This is a genomic window from Paraflavitalea pollutisoli (assembly GCF_029360705.1).
GTDB classification, from domain to species: domain Bacteria; phylum Bacteroidota; class Bacteroidia; order Chitinophagales; family Chitinophagaceae; genus Paraflavitalea; species Paraflavitalea pollutisoli.
In genome coordinates this window covers 3,607,475-3,626,711 of sequence record NZ_JARKMX010000008.1, presented here as the reverse complement: position 1 = coordinate 3,626,711, position 19,237 = coordinate 3,607,475, and the positions used below count along the sequence as shown (strand labels likewise).

At 51.6% G+C, this 19,237-nt stretch carries 15 protein-coding genes; 10 read left to right on the top strand and 5 right to left on the bottom strand.

Annotation, left to right across the window (positions count from 1 at the left end; translation table 11 throughout):
• Window positions 1–31 precede the first annotated feature (31 nt).
• From P2W70_RS28205 to P2W70_RS28190, 4 genes are all read right to left on the bottom strand, one after another.
• The gene (locus P2W70_RS28205) at window positions 32–2,605 is read right to left on the bottom strand and encodes a glycosyl hydrolase 115 family protein (protein ID WP_276484918.1); all 2,574 of its coding nucleotides are present in this window, start codon (window positions 2,603–2,605) and stop codon (window positions 32–34) included.
• A 67-nt stretch (window positions 2,606–2,672) separates the two neighbouring features.
• The gene (locus tag P2W70_RS28200; protein WP_276484917.1) at window positions 2,673–3,425 is read right to left on the bottom strand and encodes an SDR family NAD(P)-dependent oxidoreductase; all 753 of its coding nucleotides are present in this window, start codon (window positions 3,423–3,425) and stop codon (window positions 2,673–2,675) included.
• A gap of 73 nt (window positions 3,426–3,498) precedes the next feature.
• Window positions 3,499–5,646: an alpha-glucuronidase family glycosyl hydrolase gene (locus P2W70_RS28195; RefSeq protein WP_276484916.1), complete on the bottom strand. Its 2,148-nt coding sequence runs from the start codon at window positions 5,644–5,646 to the stop codon at window positions 3,499–3,501.
• A gap of 35 nt (window positions 5,647–5,681) precedes the next feature.
• Window positions 5,682–6,713, bottom strand: a complete 1,032-nt coding sequence (locus tag P2W70_RS28190; RefSeq protein ID WP_276484915.1) for a LacI family DNA-binding transcriptional regulator — start codon at window positions 6,711–6,713, stop codon at window positions 5,682–5,684.
• A gap of 447 nt (window positions 6,714–7,160) precedes the next feature.
• On the opposite strand from P2W70_RS28190, the gene P2W70_RS28185 reads away from it, so the two are divergent.
• Window positions 7,161–7,337: a hypothetical protein gene (locus tag P2W70_RS28185; RefSeq protein ID WP_276484914.1), complete on the top strand. Its 177-nt coding sequence runs from the start codon at window positions 7,161–7,163 to the stop codon at window positions 7,335–7,337.
• Between the two features lie 106 nt (window positions 7,338–7,443).
• Window positions 7,444–8,607 (top strand): mannonate dehydratase, encoded by a 1,164-nt coding sequence (gene uxuA, locus P2W70_RS28180; protein WP_420832410.1) that lies wholly within the window; start codon window positions 7,444–7,446, stop codon window positions 8,605–8,607.
• A gap of 130 nt (window positions 8,608–8,737) precedes the next feature.
• Here uxuA and P2W70_RS28175 read toward each other — a convergent pair whose 3' ends face one another.
• Window positions 8,738–10,219, bottom strand: a complete 1,482-nt coding sequence (locus P2W70_RS28175; protein WP_276484912.1) for a calcineurin-like phosphoesterase family protein — start codon at window positions 10,217–10,219, stop codon at window positions 8,738–8,740.
• A 277-nt stretch (window positions 10,220–10,496) separates the two neighbouring features.
• Here P2W70_RS28175 and P2W70_RS28170 point away from each other — a divergent pair, with 277 nt between their 5' ends.
• The 8 genes from P2W70_RS28170 (at window position 10,497) to P2W70_RS28135 (ending at window position 19,217) form a co-directional block, all read left to right on the top strand.
• On the top strand, window positions 10,497–10,958 hold the full coding sequence (locus tag P2W70_RS28170) for a hypothetical protein (RefSeq protein WP_276484911.1): 462 nt from the start codon (window positions 10,497–10,499) through the stop codon (window positions 10,956–10,958).
• Window positions 10,959–11,096: 138 nt separating this feature from the next.
• A complete protein-coding gene (locus P2W70_RS28165; RefSeq protein ID WP_276484910.1) occupies window positions 11,097–11,672 on the top strand; it encodes an RNA polymerase sigma factor in 576 nt (191 codons plus the stop codon).
• Complete coding sequence (locus tag P2W70_RS28160) at window positions 11,669–13,768, top strand: hypothetical protein (RefSeq protein WP_276484909.1); 2,100 nt, start codon at window positions 11,669–11,671, stop codon at window positions 13,766–13,768. Before P2W70_RS28165 ends, P2W70_RS28160 begins: the two co-directional genes overlap by 4 nt.
• Before the next feature lie 60 nt (window positions 13,769–13,828).
• A complete protein-coding gene (locus P2W70_RS28155; RefSeq protein ID WP_276484907.1) occupies window positions 13,829–15,211 on the top strand; it encodes a BNR repeat-containing protein in 1,383 nt (460 codons plus the stop codon).
• 70 nt (window positions 15,212–15,281) lie between these two features.
• The gene (locus P2W70_RS28150; protein ID WP_276484906.1) at window positions 15,282–16,496 is read left to right on the top strand and encodes a glycoside hydrolase family 88 protein; all 1,215 of its coding nucleotides are present in this window, start codon (window positions 15,282–15,284) and stop codon (window positions 16,494–16,496) included.
• Window positions 16,497–16,553: 57 nt separating this feature from the next.
• Window positions 16,554–17,795, top strand: coding sequence for a DUF2264 domain-containing protein (locus P2W70_RS28145; RefSeq protein ID WP_276484905.1), 1,242 nt, complete (start codon window positions 16,554–16,556; stop codon window positions 17,793–17,795).
• A 27-nt stretch (window positions 17,796–17,822) separates the two neighbouring features.
• On the top strand, window positions 17,823–18,011 hold the full coding sequence (locus P2W70_RS28140; RefSeq protein WP_276484904.1) for a hypothetical protein: 189 nt from the start codon (window positions 17,823–17,825) through the stop codon (window positions 18,009–18,011).
• A 246-nt stretch (window positions 18,012–18,257) separates the two neighbouring features.
• On the top strand, window positions 18,258–19,217 hold the full coding sequence (locus tag P2W70_RS28135; RefSeq protein WP_276484902.1) for a hypothetical protein: 960 nt from the start codon (window positions 18,258–18,260) through the stop codon (window positions 19,215–19,217).
• The last annotated feature ends 20 nt before the right edge of the window (window positions 19,218–19,237 follow it).

Here is a 19,237-nt window from a genome sequence, read left to right as displayed (position 1 = left end):
GACGGGAGGCCGTCTGGTCTTACGGAACGATTCAGCGTATACGTCTTGTTTCAGGAGGGCCGAGGTAAGAGGGTTTCAATCCTCCCAGGTCGATCACCAGTTTTTGCAAAACGACCGCGGGGTCTACCATCCAGTATTTCAAGGTATGCTTGCCAGGTTTCAGCAGAGCATGTTTGGTCGTTTTGACAATGATGTTATTGGCTACCCATTGGTCCCAGGTCCTGTTTACGTTATCGTCTTTGTTGATGCTGACGAGCTGGGGTGCCTCGTCGTCTATCGAGACCGCGTATTGCAGACCTGTTGCTGAATTGCTGAGATTGAGAGTAGGGGAGCAATATACCTGCAGGCTGGGGGCAGACTCCGAGTAGGTATAAAACTCATATTGCAAATGAGGGCTGTTGCCTCCTGGTTGTTGCGTTGAGGCTGTTACCGGAAAAGGAGTGATCGCATCACCGGTACGGCCATGGTTGGGAAGTAAGGTCCATTGAATGCCATGGCTATTGATAGCTTGTGTATAGTGCGCAGCTTCCATAGATACATAGCCTCCTTGCTCATAAAAGTAGTTACCACGCAAGGATGCGGGGATTTGTGCAACAGCTGTCCTGGGCGCGGGAATCAGATCCATCGCACAGGCCTTGTCTTTGGTACCGTCTGTACGCTCAATGACTGCAGGCATTTTATTGACGGGTGGTTGCTGCCAGTAGGTGTACCCGATATGGGTTTGATCCATCATATGGTTCCACTTGCCATCGCCCATGGTGTGGTAGGAAACGGTGATCATGGAATCTGTTTGGTAAAATTTGCGGGCTAAGCCGGCCCAGAGATTGGCTTGTGGCCAGTCTTTACACGTGGCGGCAGCATTGTTTTTGGCAACCGCGTAATATAGTTGGTAAAGGTTGGCCATGGCCTCGATGGGGTGAAGTACCAGTTGATAATAGCCGTCCTGTTGGTTTGCTTTGAGTGTTGCTTTGATTTTTCTCGCAGTTACTAATAATGAATCGAAATCCTTGTTGACTATTTCTGCTTCGCGGTAATTGACGGGGTGGAAGGTACTGGTGTCCAGCAACTCCGGCTTTCTGCGGCTGATGAACTGTGCGTATTGACTCAAGACCTTTGCTATGGGCTTCGCTTGTTGCGCACCAAATTGCTGCGCTACCCACTGTTCTGTGTAGCGTTGCAGGTCGTTGGGGCCAATAGCAGTCGGATCCCAGGCGTAGTCGATAAAGAAGGAGATCGGGAATTCCATCGGCTTGATATCGCCTACGTTCACAATCCAGATGTCGCGAACCTTATGCTCCCAGGCCAGGTGCATCTGCTCCCAAACACGGGCAATATTATTGGTGTTGATCCATTTGTAGTTGCGCGGTCCACCCACGTAGTCGAAATGATAATAGATGCCATAGCCGCCCTGGCGTGGTTTATCAGTCAGAGCAGGAAGCCGGCGGATATTGCCCCAGTTGTCATCACACAATAGTAGGGTCACATCGTCAGGCACACGCATGCCTTTATCGTAGTAGTCCTGTACTTCTTTGTACAGTGCCCACAGCTGGGGTGTTTCGTTGGCGGGTTTGTTGGTGACGTCTGCTATTATCTGACGCTGGTCGCTGACGATCCTTTCCAGCAGTGCCGTGGCAGTTTCCCGGCTCATTGGTTCATCACCATCTCCCCGCATGCCAACGCTGACGATCTTTTCATTGGTAGCACGTTGCATCCCCCCACGCCAGAAGTTCTTCAATTGTATGGCATTACTGTCGTAATTCCATTTGCCTTTGCCATATCTCCGCCATTCGTCATGCGCACGCATCAACGGTTCATGGTGCGAGGTACCTATTACAATAGCGTATTCGTCGGCTGATTTGATGTTGAGGCTGTCGTCATCGTAAAAAGCGTTGCCCCACATGGCTGGCCATAGATAGTTGGACCGAAGCCGTAACATCAGTTCAAACACCTTCTCATAGAAGGCGTGGTTGAAGCCGCCGAACTTTTCCTTACTCCAGCCAGAGAGGGCAGGGGCCTCGTCGTTGATGAAAATACCGCGGTATTTGACAGCAGGTGCTTGTACAGCGTATGTTTTATTGGCCAGGTAGAGCTCCGGTTGTTGTTTCACCGGTACATCGGCCCACCAGTACCACGGTGATACACCCATCGCTTTCGACAATTCCATCACGCCATAAGCCGTGCCCCGTCGGTCGCTACCGGCAATCACCAGTGTTTGCCGGATGCCTGGCAATGCCTGTTGCAGTATGCTCCACTGATAGGCTTCCCATTTACCCGTTAACGGATGGGTTGAAAAGCTGCGTTTGATCCGATCCAATATCGCAGCCTTACCAGCTGTACCAATCAGTATGAGGCGTTCGGCTTTCGCGGGTATCTCGTGTACGATGGCTGGCTGAATACCGGTTACCCGCAGGATGTCTTCCTGCAACAACGTCGCCGCCTTGCGCACAACAGGGTAGTCGTCGGCGTCCACATAAATCGTGGCGGCATGTTTACCCGCAACCAGGGGAAAGGCCGCCGGGGAAGCCATGGGGCTTACCAGTGGTTGCGCCTGCAAAATGGCCCCGGCACCTGCCATCAGGCATAGTAAAAGGAAAAGCTTTTTCATATGTAGTCGTTACGGCCTGCCGGCCGGCTTGCAATAAAAGGGATGATACCAGCTAAGAACAAGATGCCTAGAATCCGATGGAGTTGCCGCCATCTACCGGCAATACCACTCCTGTGATGTATCGGGCCGCATCAGATGCCAGGAACAGGGCCGCGTCGCCGATATCGGCAGGAGCGCCCAGTTGCCCCATGGGGGTACGGTCGAGTGCCTTGTGTTTTCTTTCGGGATCATCGTTGAGCGCCTTGGCCGACATATCCGTAGCAATAAATCCAGGGGCAATGCAATTCACCCGGATACCTTTGGGCGACAATTCCACGGCCATGGCCTTCGTCATGCCTTCAATAGCTGATTTCGATGCCGTATAGGCGATCACTTTGGGAATGCCATACTGCGATGCCATCGAGCTGATGTTGATGATGGAACCGCCTCCGTTGCTCATCATGTATTTCACGACTTCTCTGGATAGGGCGAACACGGCAGTAACATTGGTCTTGATGATGCGTTGAAAATCGTCATCGCTGACCTCTGTAAACTCTTTCTTCATATTGATACCTGCATTGTTCACCAGGATATCGATACGGCCATATTGTTGCAATACCTGTTGCACGAGGGCTGGTATGGCGGCAAGATTGGTCAGGTCGCATTGCAGGGGAATGCACAGGCTGCCCAGCGTTGCCTGGGCCTGGTTCAGTTTCTCCTGATCCCGTCCTACGATGATCGTTAGGATCCCGGCGTCCACAAATTTCTGTGCAATGGCCAGTCCGATACCCGAACCTCCACCTGTTATGATCGCTAGTTGCTGTTGTTTGGTTGTTTCCATTGGTCGTTAGTATTTCTTGCTAGATTGATCTTTATACCAGTCAGTTAATCTCATGATTGTTGTCGCCGCCGGATCAGATGCCGGGTGCATACGGGAACCGCAGACTTTTGTAATACTCCAGGGTTTGATCCGGCTGTTCAACACCTGCCGGAAAAGGCATACGGGAGTAAGTCTGGAAATACAGCAGGCAGGCATTGCGCCACCACACTGCTTCTTTTTCCTGTACAGCCATTAGTTGCTGTACCTCTTCGAAACGTGCTGCATCTATATACGGCTTTAACCCATTCCAGGTCTTTTGCATATCGCGCACCGCCGATACGCCTGCCTGGTACTCGGTACAGAGTGCCTCCCAAACTGTTTTGCCCGACGATAGGCGGTAGGTCCACGGTACCCGGTGAAACCACAGCAGGTAATTATCCGGACAGTCTTTCAGGTTCTCGTATTGCCGACGTAGGTCTGGGCTGTATTGCGCGAGTGCATTGCTGCCGGCAGCTGTTCTGTCGAACCCGATACCGGTAGAGTCGGCGCGGTGATAATAAATGGGATCCCAGTCGGCGCGTTGTGCTTTGTTGGTCCAGGGCGCAGGACCGTAATGGTGACTGTTGCCCATGATATGGTGCAGACCAAGTGGTGTCATGTAGCGAACCGTATTTTCCCGGGAGGCCATCATGAAGCGGCTGGTCGATTGCACAAAAGTGGCATTGTTGGAGAAGGTCTGCCGAATCCATTCGTTGGCTATTTCGTCCGATGGAAGCTGAGGGTTCCAGGCGAGCCGGCCAAAGGCATACCAGTTGGCTGCGGCGAATGGATGACCACACCAGTTGATGTCGTTGCCAATATTGGCCACCCCGGCAATGCCCGATATCGGATGGTCTTCCAGTGATCCATCGATCACTTTAGCTACTGTCGAACCCTTTCCTTTTGCATAAGTGTCGCTGTCGAGGCACTCTTTAAAGAGAGGTGCCAGATAAACCAGGTTGGTGGCAAAGCCGAGGTATTCCTGGGTGATCTGAAATTCCATCATCAGGGGTGTCGCCGGCATGGCACCAAACAAGGGATGAAACGGTTCCCTGGGTTGAAAGTCGATGGGGCCGTTCTTGACTTGCACGACTACGTTCTTGCGGAACTGCCCATCGAGGGGTTTGAATTCATTGTAGGCTTGCTTGAAGCGATCGTCTGGTTTCTCGTTGCTGTAAACGAAGGCACGCCACATCACGATACCGCCATGCGGGGCTACAGCATCCGCCAGCATGTTGGCGCCATCTGCATGGGTGCGGTGATAGTTTTGTGGTCCGGGCTGTCCTTCCGAATTGGCCTTTACCAGGAACCCACCAAAATCCGGTACATAGCGGTAGATCTCGGTCGCCTTTTCTTTCCACCAGGCCTGCACGGTAGGGTCCAGCGGGTCGGCTGTTTTCAGGCCACCAGCTTCTACAGGTGCACTGAACCGGGCGGTCAGGTAAACCTTGATACCGTAGCGGCGGAAAATATGGGCGAGCGCGGCAACTTTTTCGAGGTATTCAGGACTCAGGATGCGCGCATTCGCATTGACATTGGTGAGCACGGTGCCATTGATGCCGATAGAGGCATTGGCGCGCGCATAGTCCGTGTAACGAGGATCAGTATAGCCGGGTAACCGGTGCCAGTCCCAGATGGAGAAACCTGCGTAGCCTCGTTCCACTGTACGGTCCAGGTTGTCCCAGTGATTGAGCAGGCGCAATTGAATGGTAGGGGCGCTGGTGATCGATAGGTTACTGATCGGTTGTTGCGTTTGTAACAACCGCAGGAAGTTGAATACGCCATACAGTACACCAGCGTCTTCATTGGCCGCAATGACTATAACCCGTTTTTGCTGATAACGAACGGTACGGATCACAAACCCTTCTTTGCCCGTGGCCTTCATGTGGTCAGCTGGTATCAGCGTGCGGAGGAGGGCATTTTGTTGCCAGGTGCCTGCGAGAATGTTTCCTGTGCCTGGAGACGGGGATTGGGTAACAGATTTACCCAGCAGTCCTTGCAACCCCGTCAGCAGTTCTTGCCGGGCGCTGGCAATGACAGCACTATTGCCGGTAACCTGTATGGAGTTGATAGCAGCCCGGTAGGTCTGCAGCAGGGAGTTGTTGTCGATCTTCTCATAGCGAAGCCAGAGGCGGTATCCGTCTTCAGCGAGTAGCGGATACAACAGCACAAAAAACAGCAGGGTGCACAACGTCTTTTTCATATGGGGCAGCAGGGTGGAGGGGCAGGGCCCATCCATCAGGTTTTATTTTTTAACGAAGAGCCACGCACCACCAGTTCCGAACGCAGCAGAATGGTATTGGTAGAAGTGATGGTGGCAATGCCGGTCAGGTGATTAATCAGGTTACGGGCAGCTACTTCTCCCATTTCATAACCCGGATAGTTGATGGTGGTCAGGTTGGGCTCTACTACTTTCGACACCGGGTCGTTGTTGAATCCGACGAAGGCAATGTCCTCGGGTATTCGTATGCCCGCTTGTTTCAAGGCCAGCATGCAGCCCACCGCGCTGTTATCGTTTGCTACAAAAATTCCATCAGGGCGTTCTGGTATGGCCAGTATTTGTGCTGCCGCGAGGGCGCCGTCTTCCTGGCTCAGGTTGCCGATGATCAATTGGTCATTGCTGAAAGGGAGGTCGAATTCGGCCAACGCCCGTTTGTACCCTTCCAGGCGATCGATGTACACATTCCTTTTTGGCGTGGCCGTGATATGAGCAATGCGTTTACAGCCTTGCTGAATCAGGTGTTTGGTGGCCTCGTAGGCGGCGCGGCGATTATCGATCAGTACATTGGTACACATGTCCTGTTCGGCTACCCGGTCAAAGAAGATAACTGGTATATTCTTGCGGTAGAGGGTTTCGAAGTGCGTGATATCCTCTGTATCATAGGCCAGTGAAACCAGCAATCCATCTACGCGGTTATTGAACATCGTTTTCACACTGTTCATTTCTTTCTGGGCCGATTCCGATGACTGGCTGATGATGAGGTTGAAGCCTTCATTGTTGGCGACGTTCTCGATACCGGCAATTACGGTACTCATGAAATAACTATTCAACCGGGGTACGATCACACCGATGGTATCGGTACGTTTATTGCGCAGGTTACGGGCAAAGTGATTGGAGCGATAGCCCATCTCTTCGGCAAGTTCGAAGATCTTTTTCTTGGTTTTTTTGCTGACGACAGGGTCGTCTTTCAGCGCACGGCTGACGGTCGCTATCGAGATGTTCAGCTTGCGGGCAAGGTCATATATAGTAACTTCTTTCTCCTTTTCCATTACAATCGTTTACATCGGTGTAAGTAGCTGCTGGTAAAGCTAAGGAATATTTTTTTGAAAATATTTATGTAATCGGTTACAATTAACGGGAAATTGTTCGATATTAGCCCTGCGAACGAGCTACTGCATACTTGCCAAAACCCTAAAAAACGATTGTTGATATGCAGCCAAAACCATTATTGATAAGGCTTTCAGCGAAAAGGTGTAATATTCCTTCATTCCACTTGTCACGCCCTTCTATTATTTCCCGGGCTATTCCACCATTGCTGTGGCCCGGCTACAGGTCAGTTTCCAGTTCACCACCGGTTTAACGCTACCACCTTCCTGTTTAATAGGGGCCTGATGACCAATACCTATTGTATATAATACGTCAGTATAAAAGGCTTGGTCGATAGGCCCTCAGATGGCCAGATCGTCTGCAAGCTCTATAATGCGCACAAGCCTTTTATGGCTGGTATCGTCGATCCTGATGAAGGAACGGTGAAGGCCTGGGAATTCCCGTTGTTGTACAACGGCAACTATTCCAATGAAACAAACTTATCCGGCTGTATTACAAGTGCTAAAGAGACGGCTAGTCTCTCAATGATAGCAACAGGTTCAAGTGTTACACAAGAGTATTTTTGATTAATGCACCAAGGGGAGGGCGATTAATATCGTCCTTCCCTTATTTTGTGAAAGAATAAACACGGCAAGGGATCGCCCTTCAATAAACGATGACGATATGATCTTAATGGAACAAACAATGCGCTGGTTCGGGCCCAATGATCCGGTCAGCCTTTGGGATATCAGGCAGGCTGGTTGTACAGGTGTAGTCACCGCATTGCACCATATTCCGGTGGGGGAGGTGTGGACGATCGAAGAGATCAACAAGCGTAAGCAAATGATCGAAGCGAAGGGAATGCGTTGGACGGTGATCGAAAGCCTGCCGGTACATGAAGACATCAAAAAGCAAACGGGCAATTTTGAACAGCTTATCGAAAACTATAAGCTTAGCCTGCGTAATGTGGGTGCCTGTGGGTTGGAGGTGGTTACCTACAACTTTATGCCCATCCTCGATTGGATGCGTACCGATGTAAATTATGAAATGCCGGATAAGAGCCGTGCGCTGTACTTCAACCGGGCTGCATTTATTGCGTTTGATCTGTTCCTGCTGCAGCGGCCTGGTGCTGAAAACGATTATTCGGTGTCGGACATGAAAAAAGCAAAAGCGGCTTTTGATGCGATGGATGAAGCGGCACGAACTACCTTATTCCGCAACACGATGTTGGGATTACCCGGTAGTGATGATGCCTTTACCCCGGAGCAGGTATTGGCAGCGCTGAAAACGTATGAGCACATCGATGCCGCAAAGCTGAAGCAACACCTGTTTTACTTCTTACGGGCCATTGTGCCCATAGCGGAGGAATGCGGCCTGAAGTTGGCCATCCATCCGGATGATCCTCCTTATTCGATATTGGGCTTGCCACGTATTGTAAGCACAGAAGCTGATGCCCGGGAACTACTGGCAGCCGCACCTTCCCCGGCCAACGGCCTTTGCTTTTGCACCGGATCGTTTGGCGCGCGGGCAGACAATGAGGTACTGCGTATGTTACAGGCTTTTGGCGATCAGGTGCACTTCCTGCATTTGCGAAATACCAAACGCGACGAAGAGGGTAACTTCTATGAGGCGGATCACCTGGCAGGTGATACAGATATGTATGAGATCGTGAAAGAAGCGGTGCTGATCATGCAGCGCAGAAAGTGGTCCATTCCCATGCGACCCGATCATGGGCACCAGATGCTCGATGACCTGCACAAGAAAACCTACCCGGGCTACTCGGCCATTGGCCGGTTGCGTGGACTGGCCGAGCTGCGTGGGCTGGAGTTGGGCATCAGTCGCAGCCTGGCAGTGTAGGGGAGTTGATCATGGAGTAGCAACTGTTGGCAATTGCCAGAAGCCTCTGAAGACCTGTACTTACAATCAGTAAAATACACAAGGGCGGACCATACCGGACCGCCCTTGTTATAACAAGTTGATGGGTTACTTATGCCAGCTGAATGGTATCCTGAAATACCTGGCCAAACCGGTCTGTCGCCTTTACGGTGATCTTTTTCGCCGTAGGTGACGGTTTGGCAAAGAACAGGTGGTCGGTCAGACTCGGTTCTACGAACTTATGTTTCTTGGGCAATTGTGGTCCGCCGTGTAGTTCCACCGACCAGGGGTCGAGTTCCACACGCTGTTGCATCAAGCCTTTGGCCTGGTCATCCTCCCACCATTCGATCTTCCATTGGGGATCCCAGTTCCATACATTAGCCACGATCTCGTCGGGGGCGGTGGTCAGTCTGCCTTTGGTGTAGATCCTGAGTTGGTGATCTTTCGCCTTTCCGGTCGATTTGTAATACCACTTGATGTCATCTCCGTCCACTTCATACACACCATAGCCGTTGGGCGTTCCATCGCTGCAGATAGGGCCGGTCCACCAGGCACCGCAAACGGTACCGTGTACGTGCTCTATGAGGTTTTCTTTTTCCCATTTCTCATTCACGTGGGTATGGCCCGACATGATATGGGCTTTAAAGGGCTTGAGTAATTTGTACAGCTGGTTGCGGTTGGCTACGGTACCACCAATGGCTTCTTCCGTCAGTTTGTTGCGGCGTTGATGGCCGGTGTCCGTGGGGATGTGGTTGCTGACGACAACAGTAGATCCCGGTTTTAGCAAAGCCAGGTCCTGCCTCAGCCAGCGCAGCTGGTTATCGGTGAGGTAACCAATATACTTCTTGGCATTGCCGAGGAAGAAAACGTTGTCCAGTACAATATAGTGCACCTTACCCCGGTTGAAGGAATAATAAGTAGGACCGAATTGTTTTTTGAAGGTGCGGGCCGATACATCATCAGAGGCACTATCGAGGTCCATATCGTGGTTGCCGATCACGTTGAAGAAAGGCACGCCGGTGATGCCTACCGCCTCGCGGTAATCATCAAACAGTTCGAAATGGTCCCATACGAGGTCGCCGCAGCCGATACCATGAAATAAGGCGCCTTGTGGATATTGGGCTACCAGTTGTTTCAGGTCGGGGGCCGATTCTGTTTTCAACAACTGACCATCGGCCTTGGAGATGATCTGGGTATCGGCCCATACGACAAAGTTGTGTTTGGTGTCGTCGGTGCTGAGTTTCTCAAGACTGAAATCGGCCTTCAGGTTCCCTTCCGTTTGTGTGATGGGTTGGTAAAATTGGGCAATGCCTTTGTCGTGGGGAATGCTGTAACCCGAAGGGATACTGATGTAGACAAACTCGGCCGCTGAATGAGCGTTCAAGGAATAGTTGCCTTTTTTATCAGTCGTCGTGACGGTGTAACCGTCGGTGACGGCCACACCGGCCAGGCCGTTACCGTTGCTGTGCACACGGCCTTTGATGGTCAGGGCGGTATTGAAAGCAGCGGGTGCAGCATGGGCAATGACCGTAGGAGCTGTGAAAGCAGCGCCAGCCAGGCCCACATTTCTCAGGAAGTTTCTTCTGTTGAGCATTGGTGAATGGGTATTTTTCAATTGGCGGCAAACTTAGCTTCCTAAAGATCATGAAGTAAGAGCAGCTATATTACCAGATGTTTAAGTTTTGACAGACAGGCTCGATTTTGCACACCTGATCGCATCTTTGCCCCCGTTTTAAGCGCCTTCCTATGTCAATAAAAATCCCTATCTTAATGCTTGTAATCTTGCAAACGATTGCGTAGCTTTCCCCTATCCTCCGCGAAAAGCATAGCCCAGTATAGCCAGCATTTAATAACCGCAAATAACTGATTGTATGTTGTGGCAAGATTTTTTAGCCTGCAGGAGAAAAAAACTCGAGCAGCAGCGACTCGACCAACAGTCGCAGGAACCCGCTGCCAAGCACGAAATGCTGGATGAAGGCCGACGCGCCCTTTTTTTACAACACTTCCGGGAAAAGATGGAACAGGTGATCACACCTGCCTTTGGTAAATGTGTGCAATCGCTCGTCAACTATGGTATCGAAGCGCAGCAGGTGGACAGGATGGACCGTGTTCATCCCAATGTATCGCTGGATATCCGCTTTGATGGGCACAACTACTGCAAGTTCCTCCTGTCGCCGATGGAGTCGGAGGATAAAGTGGCGGTGCGCACGCTGATCCATAAGGACAATGCCTGGAATTATGAAGATGCTACCCGCGTCGATATGGAACAGCTCTCCGAAACGCTTATCCGCGATAAAGTGCAGGAAGCCATCAATGTGCTGGAAGACCGCTAGTCGATAGTCTGGCCACCTTATAGGTACTTCGCTGACAATCAGTAGGAAATAGGCAAAGAATATTTATTTTTATAAAAAAGTCATCCTTTCGGGGTGACTTTTTTCGTTGTTGACCATATACTGCTAAACCCTATACGCATGGACGATCAGCAGATCCTGCAATTATTGAAGGAAAATACCAATGACAAGGCGCTGGCCGCTTTGTACCGGCATTTTCCGATGGTCCGGAAGATGATCCGGAATTATGGAGGTACGCCGGAAGATGCGGCGGATATCTTCCAGGAGGCACTTATTATTGTTTGCACGCAGGCCCGCAACAATACCCTGCAACTCACGGCCAGGCTTAGCACCTATCTCTACAGCGTTTGTAAATACTTATGGAAAGACGAAGTCAAAAAGCGCCAGCGGCAGATGGCAGAGCCACTGGAGGAAGACCTGACGCCTGCGCAGACAGCCAGCCTGGATGCGTTGCGGGAGGCAGATCAGCGTGTGCGCCTCGCTGAAAAGGTGATCAGCGAACTGGGCGACCGTTGTCGTGAATTGCTGATGCTGTTTTATGAGCAAGGACTCAAACTGCGGGATATTGCCCTGCGCATGGGCTATAGCGCGGAGCATACAGCCAAAAACCAGAAATACAAATGTATCGAGGCAGCTAAAATGCGGCTGAAAGAACTACAACAACTATCTCCTAACCCTACAAACCTGTTGCCATGAGAAAAGAATTGGAAACGATCCGGGAGATAGAAGAGTACCTGCAAGGGCAACTATCGCCTGCGGATAAAGCAGCTTTTGAAGCCCGGTTGGTAGCAGATGCTGACTTGCAGGAAGCCGTCAAGGTACAACAGGAAATTATGCAGGGGGTGGAGCGTGCCGTATTGCAACAACAGATCGCCAAGGCAGCCAAACAGTTTGCCCGCTGGCAGCAGATTCGTCGTTGGGGCTGGGGTGGGGCAGGGGTGTTGGTCATCGCTGCTATTACCATCGCCGTTTTGCTGAAAAGCGGCAAGCCGGAGCAGGCTTATGAAGGCAATAACCTGCCGACCTATAACGAAGCAGGAGAGCAGGTATGGGCAGATGCCGACCGGCAGCTGGCTGCACAGGTCTTTACCATCGAGGCAGGGCGCGATACGATTTTGACGACGGAGGGCGGGATAGTGCTGGCAGTGCCTGCCAATGGGTTGCTGGATGAGGATGGTAAGCAGGCAACTGGCATGGTATCCCTGGTCGTGAAGGAAGCGCTCGATGCAGCGTCGATCATGCGGGCGGGGCTCAGCACCCGAAGCGGATCGCAGTTACTGGAAACGGGCGGTATGTTCTTCCTGGATGCGCGGCAAGGGAGCAAGCGTTTGTCTATCAACCCGGCTGACGGTATCTACCTGGAAGTGCCCACGGATAGCATCAAGCCCGGCATGCAATTGTATAGCGGCAAGCGATCGCCCAATGGCGGTATTGATTGGGTGAATCCCAAATCGCTCGAGCATGACCTGACGACGGTGGACATCCATTCGCTCGATTTTTATCCGCCGCATTATCTCGATTCCCTCCGCCGGTGGGGGTATGATCACCTCAATAAGAAGTTTACAGATAGTTTATACTATTCGTTTGCAGCTTATGGCGATGGCTACGAGCGTTCAGTGACTACTATAAGCACATTAAGTGAAGAGGGAGAATGGCACAATGAATCGGATACACAATCAAGTTTCAGGCATCCTGAATTCAACTGCATCATCAATCCAGCCACGATTCAAACGATCTGGTCCGATGCCTACCAGCAAACACTGTTAGCCACCCGTGAGTTCGAAGCCCGCCTACGTGTGATCCATGCCAGTGGTGAAAATCAATGGCTGGAGGCGTACCTGGAGGGATTGGATATGCCGATGTGGAGGATCGACTCCGCAGTGGCAGCCAACTCGACCGGCAATACAAAGAAACGTTTTGAAGCCTTTGCAGCGCGCCGCGATGGTAAAGTGCGGACCAGTACTGCTCTACTGCAGAAGTTGAAAGCCTATTATAAAACCGCCACCGGGGCATATATGCTGGCAGCGCGTAAAACGAGAGACGACTATTGGCGGCAACAAGAACAGCTGGATTCAATTGCAAGGCGCAAAGCGGTCAACTATTCCCGCGAAGAGCAGCGAAGGATCAACAATAACCTGCAGCAGGAGCTGGACATCAACCTGAAAGACGCTTACCGGCAATTGGGGTACGATACTGTACCCCGGCCTTTGCCGCCGGCTGAGGTTTACCGTGTACAAGTAGTGGCCACCGGCTGGTACAATGTGGATCGTGCCGTGACGGAAGCCACGATCCAGCGACAGTCGATGCGTTTTACAGATAGCACCACCCAGAAAACGGCCACCATCACCTACAGCCCGGTGCAATTCACTGTACTCGAAAAAGCATCCTACGACCGGTTGTATTGTTACCTGCTGCCTGATCAACTAGCCAGCTTTATGAGGGTCAATGATAGTGCTGGCGTATTTCGTGAGGAACTCAATGCGCTCCTGAATTACCGGGCGATCCTGATCGGTTACCGGGGAGAACAGGCATGGGCTTATACACAAACGGCGGTGAAACCTGGGCAGTACGGCGATATTCGCTTAACAAGGGTCAATAACCTGGATAGCCTAATACAGCAAGTCAGTTCTTTGGGACAGTCTGCCGATCTGCGCCGCGAGTTGGATTATTTTCATTTACATTTAAAGGAAGAGAAGCGCAGGAAGAGCGTACAGGAAAAAGCCTGGTTGTCATATATAGTGCTGCAGGTTTTGATGGCGAATGAGAAGGGGTGTACAATAAGTGGAAAATGAAACCAAATAATTCCACCTTTTCGCCCGCTCGTCTTACTTTAGCGATCTTAATGGTTGCCAGTGATAAATAACATCCATACCAATTTACTTCGTATCCCGGTCGTGGCGACCGGGATACTGGCTGTACAGCTATTGACAACCAGGCCACTCAGCGCGCAAACAGGTACCACGCCACAGGCTGCCAACACGGTGGCGAAGCAAACGCCGGTATTGGTTCCCATCGCCCCCGGCTGGGCCAACAATTCCATTAATACCGTCATCTTCCGCAAGAATTCGCTGGTGACACATGATAACTGGCAATACACAGCTTTCTACGATGCAGACGGGTATGTCGTATTGGGTAAACGCCAGCAAGGCAGCATTCAATGGGAATTGAAGCGAACGCCCTACAAAGGCAATGTGAACGACGCCCACAACTGCATCAGCCTGATGGTGGATGGCGATGGCTACCTGCACCTCGCCTGGGACCACCACAACAATGCCCTTCGGTATTGCCGCAGCAAAGCACCCGGCTCGCTCGAAGTAACGGATAAGATGCGCATGACCAGCGAAACAGAGACCAGCGTTACCTATCCCGAATTTTATAAGTTGGCCAATGGCAACCTGCTGTTCTTTTACCGCGATGGACGTTCCGGCCAGGGTAACCTCGTCATCAACCGCTATGACCTGCCAACCAAAACCTGGACCAACGTACACAAGAACCTCATCGACGGCGAGGGTCAACGCAATGCCTATTGGCAGGCTTGCGTAGATGTGCGGGGTACCATCCACATCTCATGGGTGTGGCGGGAGAGTCCCGACGTAGCCAGCAACCACGACATGGCCTACGCACGTTCCACCGATGGCGGCATCTCCTGGCAGAATTCGAAGGGCGAGCCCTACCAGCTACCTATAACAGCCGCTACGGCTGAGTATGCCTGCCGCATTCCACACCAGAGCGAACTGATGAACCAGACCTCGATGTATGCCGACGAGCAGGGCAGACCTTATATCGCCACGTACTGGCGTGAGCAGGACAGCAAAATTCCGCAGTACCACCTCGTATACCTCGACAACCGGGGATGGCAGGTGCGTAACCTCGCCTTTCGTAAAACCCCTTTCAGCCTGAGTGGTGCCGGCACCAAACGGATTCCCATCTCCCGCCCGCAGATCGTGGTCTGGAACAAAGGCCGCACAGTAAGCGCCGCGCTGTTGTTCAGGGATGCGGAGCGGGGCAATAAAGTATCGGCAGCCCTGCTAAGCAATATCCGTAAGGCCAAATGGAAACTGACCGACCTGTCTACCGACACCGTCGGGTCCTGGGAACCGACTTATGATACCGAGTACTGGAAGCAGCAGAAAACCCTGCAACTCTTCGTACAACGGGTAGAGCAGGTAGACGGAGAAGGGAAGGCCAGCATTCCTCCGCAAACGATTTCGGTATTAGAGTGGCGGCCAAACTAACTACAGCCATAGATATGCCGTAAATTGCCCGACGCAACCCAATCAACACAAAACACGATTATAAGCATTTATGAAAAGAAGGATCTCCTGGATGCATGGTGTGGCCGCCGGCGCATTCGTACTCGCGATGGCCTGTGGTACCCAGAAACAAACGACTGCAACCACAGACAAGGCCCTGGCCCAATCCTTTGACAAGGAATTTGTAGACGCCGGCGCTCAATATAAGGTACTGGCCAAAGACCTGCCTGCGGACAAATTTCCCAAGACCTATTTCCCCACGACCGGCAAACATGAATACAGCAATTCAGGCTGGTGGTGTAGTGGTTTTTATCCCGGTACCCTGCTCTATATCTACGAGCAAACCAAAGACCAGGCATTGTATACCGAAGCCATGCGTATCCTGGAGCCGCTCAAGAAAGAGCAATACAACAAAAGCACCCATGACCTGGGCTTCATGATGTTCTGCAGCTTTGGCACTGCCAACCGCCTGCAGCCCAAACCCGAATACAAAGAGATACTGATCAATAGTGCCAAATCACTGTGCACCCGCTTCGATCCCAAAGTAGGATGTATCAAATCCTGGGATTCCAAGAAGCCAGAGTTCCTCGTGATCATCGACAACATGATGAACCTCGAGTTGCTCTTCTGGGCTACGCAGGTAACCGGCGACTCTTCTTATTACAAGATTGCCGTTACCCATGCCAACACGACCATCAAGAACCATTTCCGTCCAGACTATAGTTCTTACCACGTGATCAACTACAATCCCGAAACCGGAGCCGTACAACAAAAGCGCACTGCACAGGGTTTTGCGGATGAATCAGCCTGGGCACGCGGACAGGCCTGGGGCCTCTATGGTTTCACGGTGATGTACCGCGCTACCAAAGACAAAAAGTACTTAGATCAGGCAAATCATATTGCCAACTACTACCTCACGCATCCCAACCTGCCGGCAGACAAAGTACCTTACTGGGATTTCAATGCCCCCGATATTCCCAATGCGAAACGCGATGCTTCTGCGGCTGCCATCACGGCCGCTGCCTTGCTGGAACTGCAAGGTTATGTAGATGCCGGTAAAGCGAAGGTGTATACGGATGCGGCTACTACCATGCTGCGTTCCCTGTCTTCTGCTGCTTATAAAGCACCTGCAGGCACCAATGGTGGTTTCATCATCGAACATTGCGTAGGCCACCTGCCTGCCAAGTCGGAAGTGGATGTGCCGCTCACGTATGCAGACTACTATTATGTAGAAGCGATGAAGCGCTACAAAGACCTCAGCAAATAATAAATTGTCTTACAGCGCCGGCCCCAGGGCCGGCGCTTGCATCTTCACCATTCCCATATGAAAAAGCTGTTCATTATCATCACCCTGGCTGCTGCCGTCTATACTGCCAATGCCCAACCATCTAAGAAGAAGGAACAACCGGCAGATGACCGTACCGAATGGCTCCTTCGCCTCGATAAGGTCATACGTCCCGTGCTGACCAATCTGGCTGTCGGTACACTCAAACAAAACATGCCAGTGGTATTGTCGCCCAAGGTCGACAATGCCGGTAGCCGCTCGCAGGTAGCTTATCTCGAAGCCTTTGGTCGGGTACTGACCGGTATTTCCCCATGGCTCAATATAGAAGGCGGCAACGCGGCGGAGGTCAAGTTGCGGCAGGAATACCGCGACCTGACGTTAAAAGCCATTGCGCAGGCAGTCGATTCTACCGGCAAAGATTATTTGCGTTTCAGTGGTGCTGGTCAGCCCCTGGTGGATGCTTCTTTTCTGGCACTGGGCCTTGTGCGTTGTCCCTGGCTCTGGGAGCACCTGCCGGCCAATGTGCAGGCCAATGTGATCGCAGCCTTTAAGGCAACGCGAAGCATTGTACCCGGTTATAACAACTGGATCTTATTTTCCAGCATGATAGAGGCTTTCTTCTGTAAATACGGCATCGAATACGATGGTGTACGGGTAGAGTATGGCATCCGTGAATTTGCTCAGCACTGGTATGTGGGTGATGGGGTGTATTCGGATGGTGCGCAGTATCATTGGGACTATTACAACAGCTATGTGATACAACCTTATCTTGGCAATATTCTCGCAGCCTTGCGGTCGCGGAATCCCCGGGCCTATAGTTGGTATGCCGCCAAATTCGATACGATCAGCCAACGCTATGCGGTGTTGCAGGAGCGTATGATCAATACAGACGGCAGCTTTCCGGTAACGGGGCGTTCCATCTGCTACCGCGGCGGTGCCTTCCATCACCTGGCCGATATGTCGCTACGCCAGCAATTGCCTAAAGAGTTGAAGCCTGCCCAGGTAAGAAGTGCCTTGACAGCGGTGCTGAAGCGTACGCTCGATGCACCTGGTACGTTTACCGCCACGGGTTGGCTCAATATCGGATTGGCTGGTCACCAGCCAGGACTTTCTGAAGGATACATCAACACGGGAAGTGTATATTTATGCAGTGCGATCTTTCTGCCGTTGGGCTTACCCGATACGGATGAGTTCTGGTCGGCACCCGCTATGCCCTGGACGGCCGTAAAAGCCTGGAGTGGTCAGGACATGCCGGCCGATCATGCAGTAGAATTGAAGTAAGCCTCTTAACCCTAAACTACAATCCCAATGGCAATACTCATTTATGGTCAGCGAAAAGCGATCATTGGCCTCGATGATGCGCTGGTCAAGTGCCCTGTTTGTGAAGGCGACCGGTCGGCCGACGTACTGATGAAGAGCCGGTACTTCCATTTCTACTGGATACCCTTGTACCAATGTACAAAGAAGCGAATATTATCTGCCGTCATTGTGGCTTGAAGCGTTACGATGTGCCGGTATATAAGGGGCTGTTTCCAGACCCCAAAGAGGTACGCCGCAAGTTCAGGCATCCCCGGTATACGTATTTAATACCCATTTTATTTGCGCTGGTGATCCTCCTGGCGGTGTTGGATTGATTTAGTTAAAGTTCGTTGATATCGCTGCTTCCATGTTAAGCTTTTGCTACCAGATAAGAGTTGGGTTGCAACAACGTGGCAGGCGGACGATCTTTGCTGTTACATTTTTATGGGACACCGCGCGAACTATATCATCAAGGCCGGCCATGCCTACCGGATACACTACAGCCATTGGCGGGCGCAGCATATTACGGAAGACCTGTACCTCGGCGTAGAACGCTTCCTGGGTTTTGTAATGGAATGTCAGCAGATGGATTCCCTCCTGAGCGAAGTATGGGTGGAAGGTTGCGTTGTTGTCGATACGGAAAAAAAACAGCTGGGATTCTTTCAGCTGCATGTACTCACTAATACTACCCTGGAACAATACTACCTGACCCAATTGGCGAAGAAATGGCCAGGCTGGGAGATCATCCTGTTGCGCAACAGGATGTACGATGTGGCGCAATGGTTGGGCATAGACTATGTATCCAGGCAGGAGTGGCAGAAGCCTTATACACTGGGCCGGCAGGAAGTGATCGATGACAAGGCCGGTGAGTTGGATACAGCCCTCGTGGTCATCCGGTGGAAGGAACAGTTGTTTATCACACGTACCGGCAATCTCTCCATAGAAGCGATTGTTGGATATGGTGAAGAGATCATACCGTTGCTGAGCACCAAGACCAAATCGGTCCTGCCTTTGCAGGAAATCAATGCCGATTGGGAAGTGGTGATCGTCGATGTGATGAAGAAGCAGCTGTGGATCAACAAAAGCGAATTTGGGCTATGGGAACAGAGTCGCACCCGCTGGGGTGGCTATTCCCTGCATATGGGCGACTATGGCTTTCTGCAGATCATGCAGCTGGCGGGTGTCGACCACCAATGTGCGCCGCTGACAGAAGAGGTAGTGAAAAAAGATTTCGCCACATTGGTGACTGTGCGCGATACCTACGATCCCGGCAAAACGATGGAGAAATTATTACGGGAACACAAAGAAGTACAATACAACCCAATGTTATTCGACCGCGTACAGCCCCGCAAGACCTTCTTCGAGATCATGCGGGCCACCATGAAGCGGCTGATGCGAAATTAAACGTTTGCAGTGCTGGTTGA

Bases quoted from the DNA above. Each gene is read 5' to 3' on its own strand.
- P2W70_RS28205 (WP_276484918.1), bottom strand. From the start codon at position 2,605: ATGAAAAAGCTTTTCCTTTTACTATGCCTGATGGCAGGTGCCGGGGCC.
- P2W70_RS28175 (WP_276484912.1), bottom strand. From the start codon at position 10,219: ATGCTCAACAGAAGAAACTTCCTGAGAAATGTGGGCCTGGCTGGCGCT.
- P2W70_RS28145 (WP_276484905.1), top strand. From the start codon at position 16,554: ATGAAAAAGCTGTTCATTATCATCACCCTGGCTGCTGCCGTCTATACT.
- P2W70_RS28185 (WP_276484914.1), top strand. From the start codon at position 7,161: ATGGCTGGTATCGTCGATCCTGATGAAGGAACGGTGAAGGCCTGGGAA.
- P2W70_RS28140 (WP_276484904.1), top strand. From the start codon at position 17,823: ATGGCAATACTCATTTATGGTCAGCGAAAAGCGATCATTGGCCTCGAT.
- P2W70_RS28190 (WP_276484915.1), bottom strand. From the start codon at position 6,713: ATGGAAAAGGAGAAAGAAGTTACTATATATGACCTTGCCCGCAAGCTG.
- P2W70_RS28165 (WP_276484910.1), top strand. From the start codon at position 11,097: ATGGACGATCAGCAGATCCTGCAATTATTGAAGGAAAATACCAATGAC.
- uxuA (WP_420832410.1), top strand. From the start codon at position 7,444: ATGGAACAAACAATGCGCTGGTTCGGGCCCAATGATCCGGTCAGCCTT.
- P2W70_RS28160 (WP_276484909.1), top strand. From the start codon at position 11,669: ATGAGAAAAGAATTGGAAACGATCCGGGAGATAGAAGAGTACCTGCAA.
- P2W70_RS28195 (WP_276484916.1), bottom strand. From the start codon at position 5,646: ATGAAAAAGACGTTGTGCACCCTGCTGTTTTTTGTGCTGTTGTATCCG.
- P2W70_RS28170 (WP_276484911.1), top strand. From the start codon at position 10,497: ATGTTGTGGCAAGATTTTTTAGCCTGCAGGAGAAAAAAACTCGAGCAG.
- P2W70_RS28135 (WP_276484902.1), top strand. From the start codon at position 18,258: ATGGGACACCGCGCGAACTATATCATCAAGGCCGGCCATGCCTACCGG.
- P2W70_RS28200 (WP_276484917.1), bottom strand. From the start codon at position 3,425: ATGGAAACAACCAAACAACAGCAACTAGCGATCATAACAGGTGGAGGT.
- P2W70_RS28150 (WP_276484906.1), top strand. From the start codon at position 15,282: ATGAAAAGAAGGATCTCCTGGATGCATGGTGTGGCCGCCGGCGCATTC.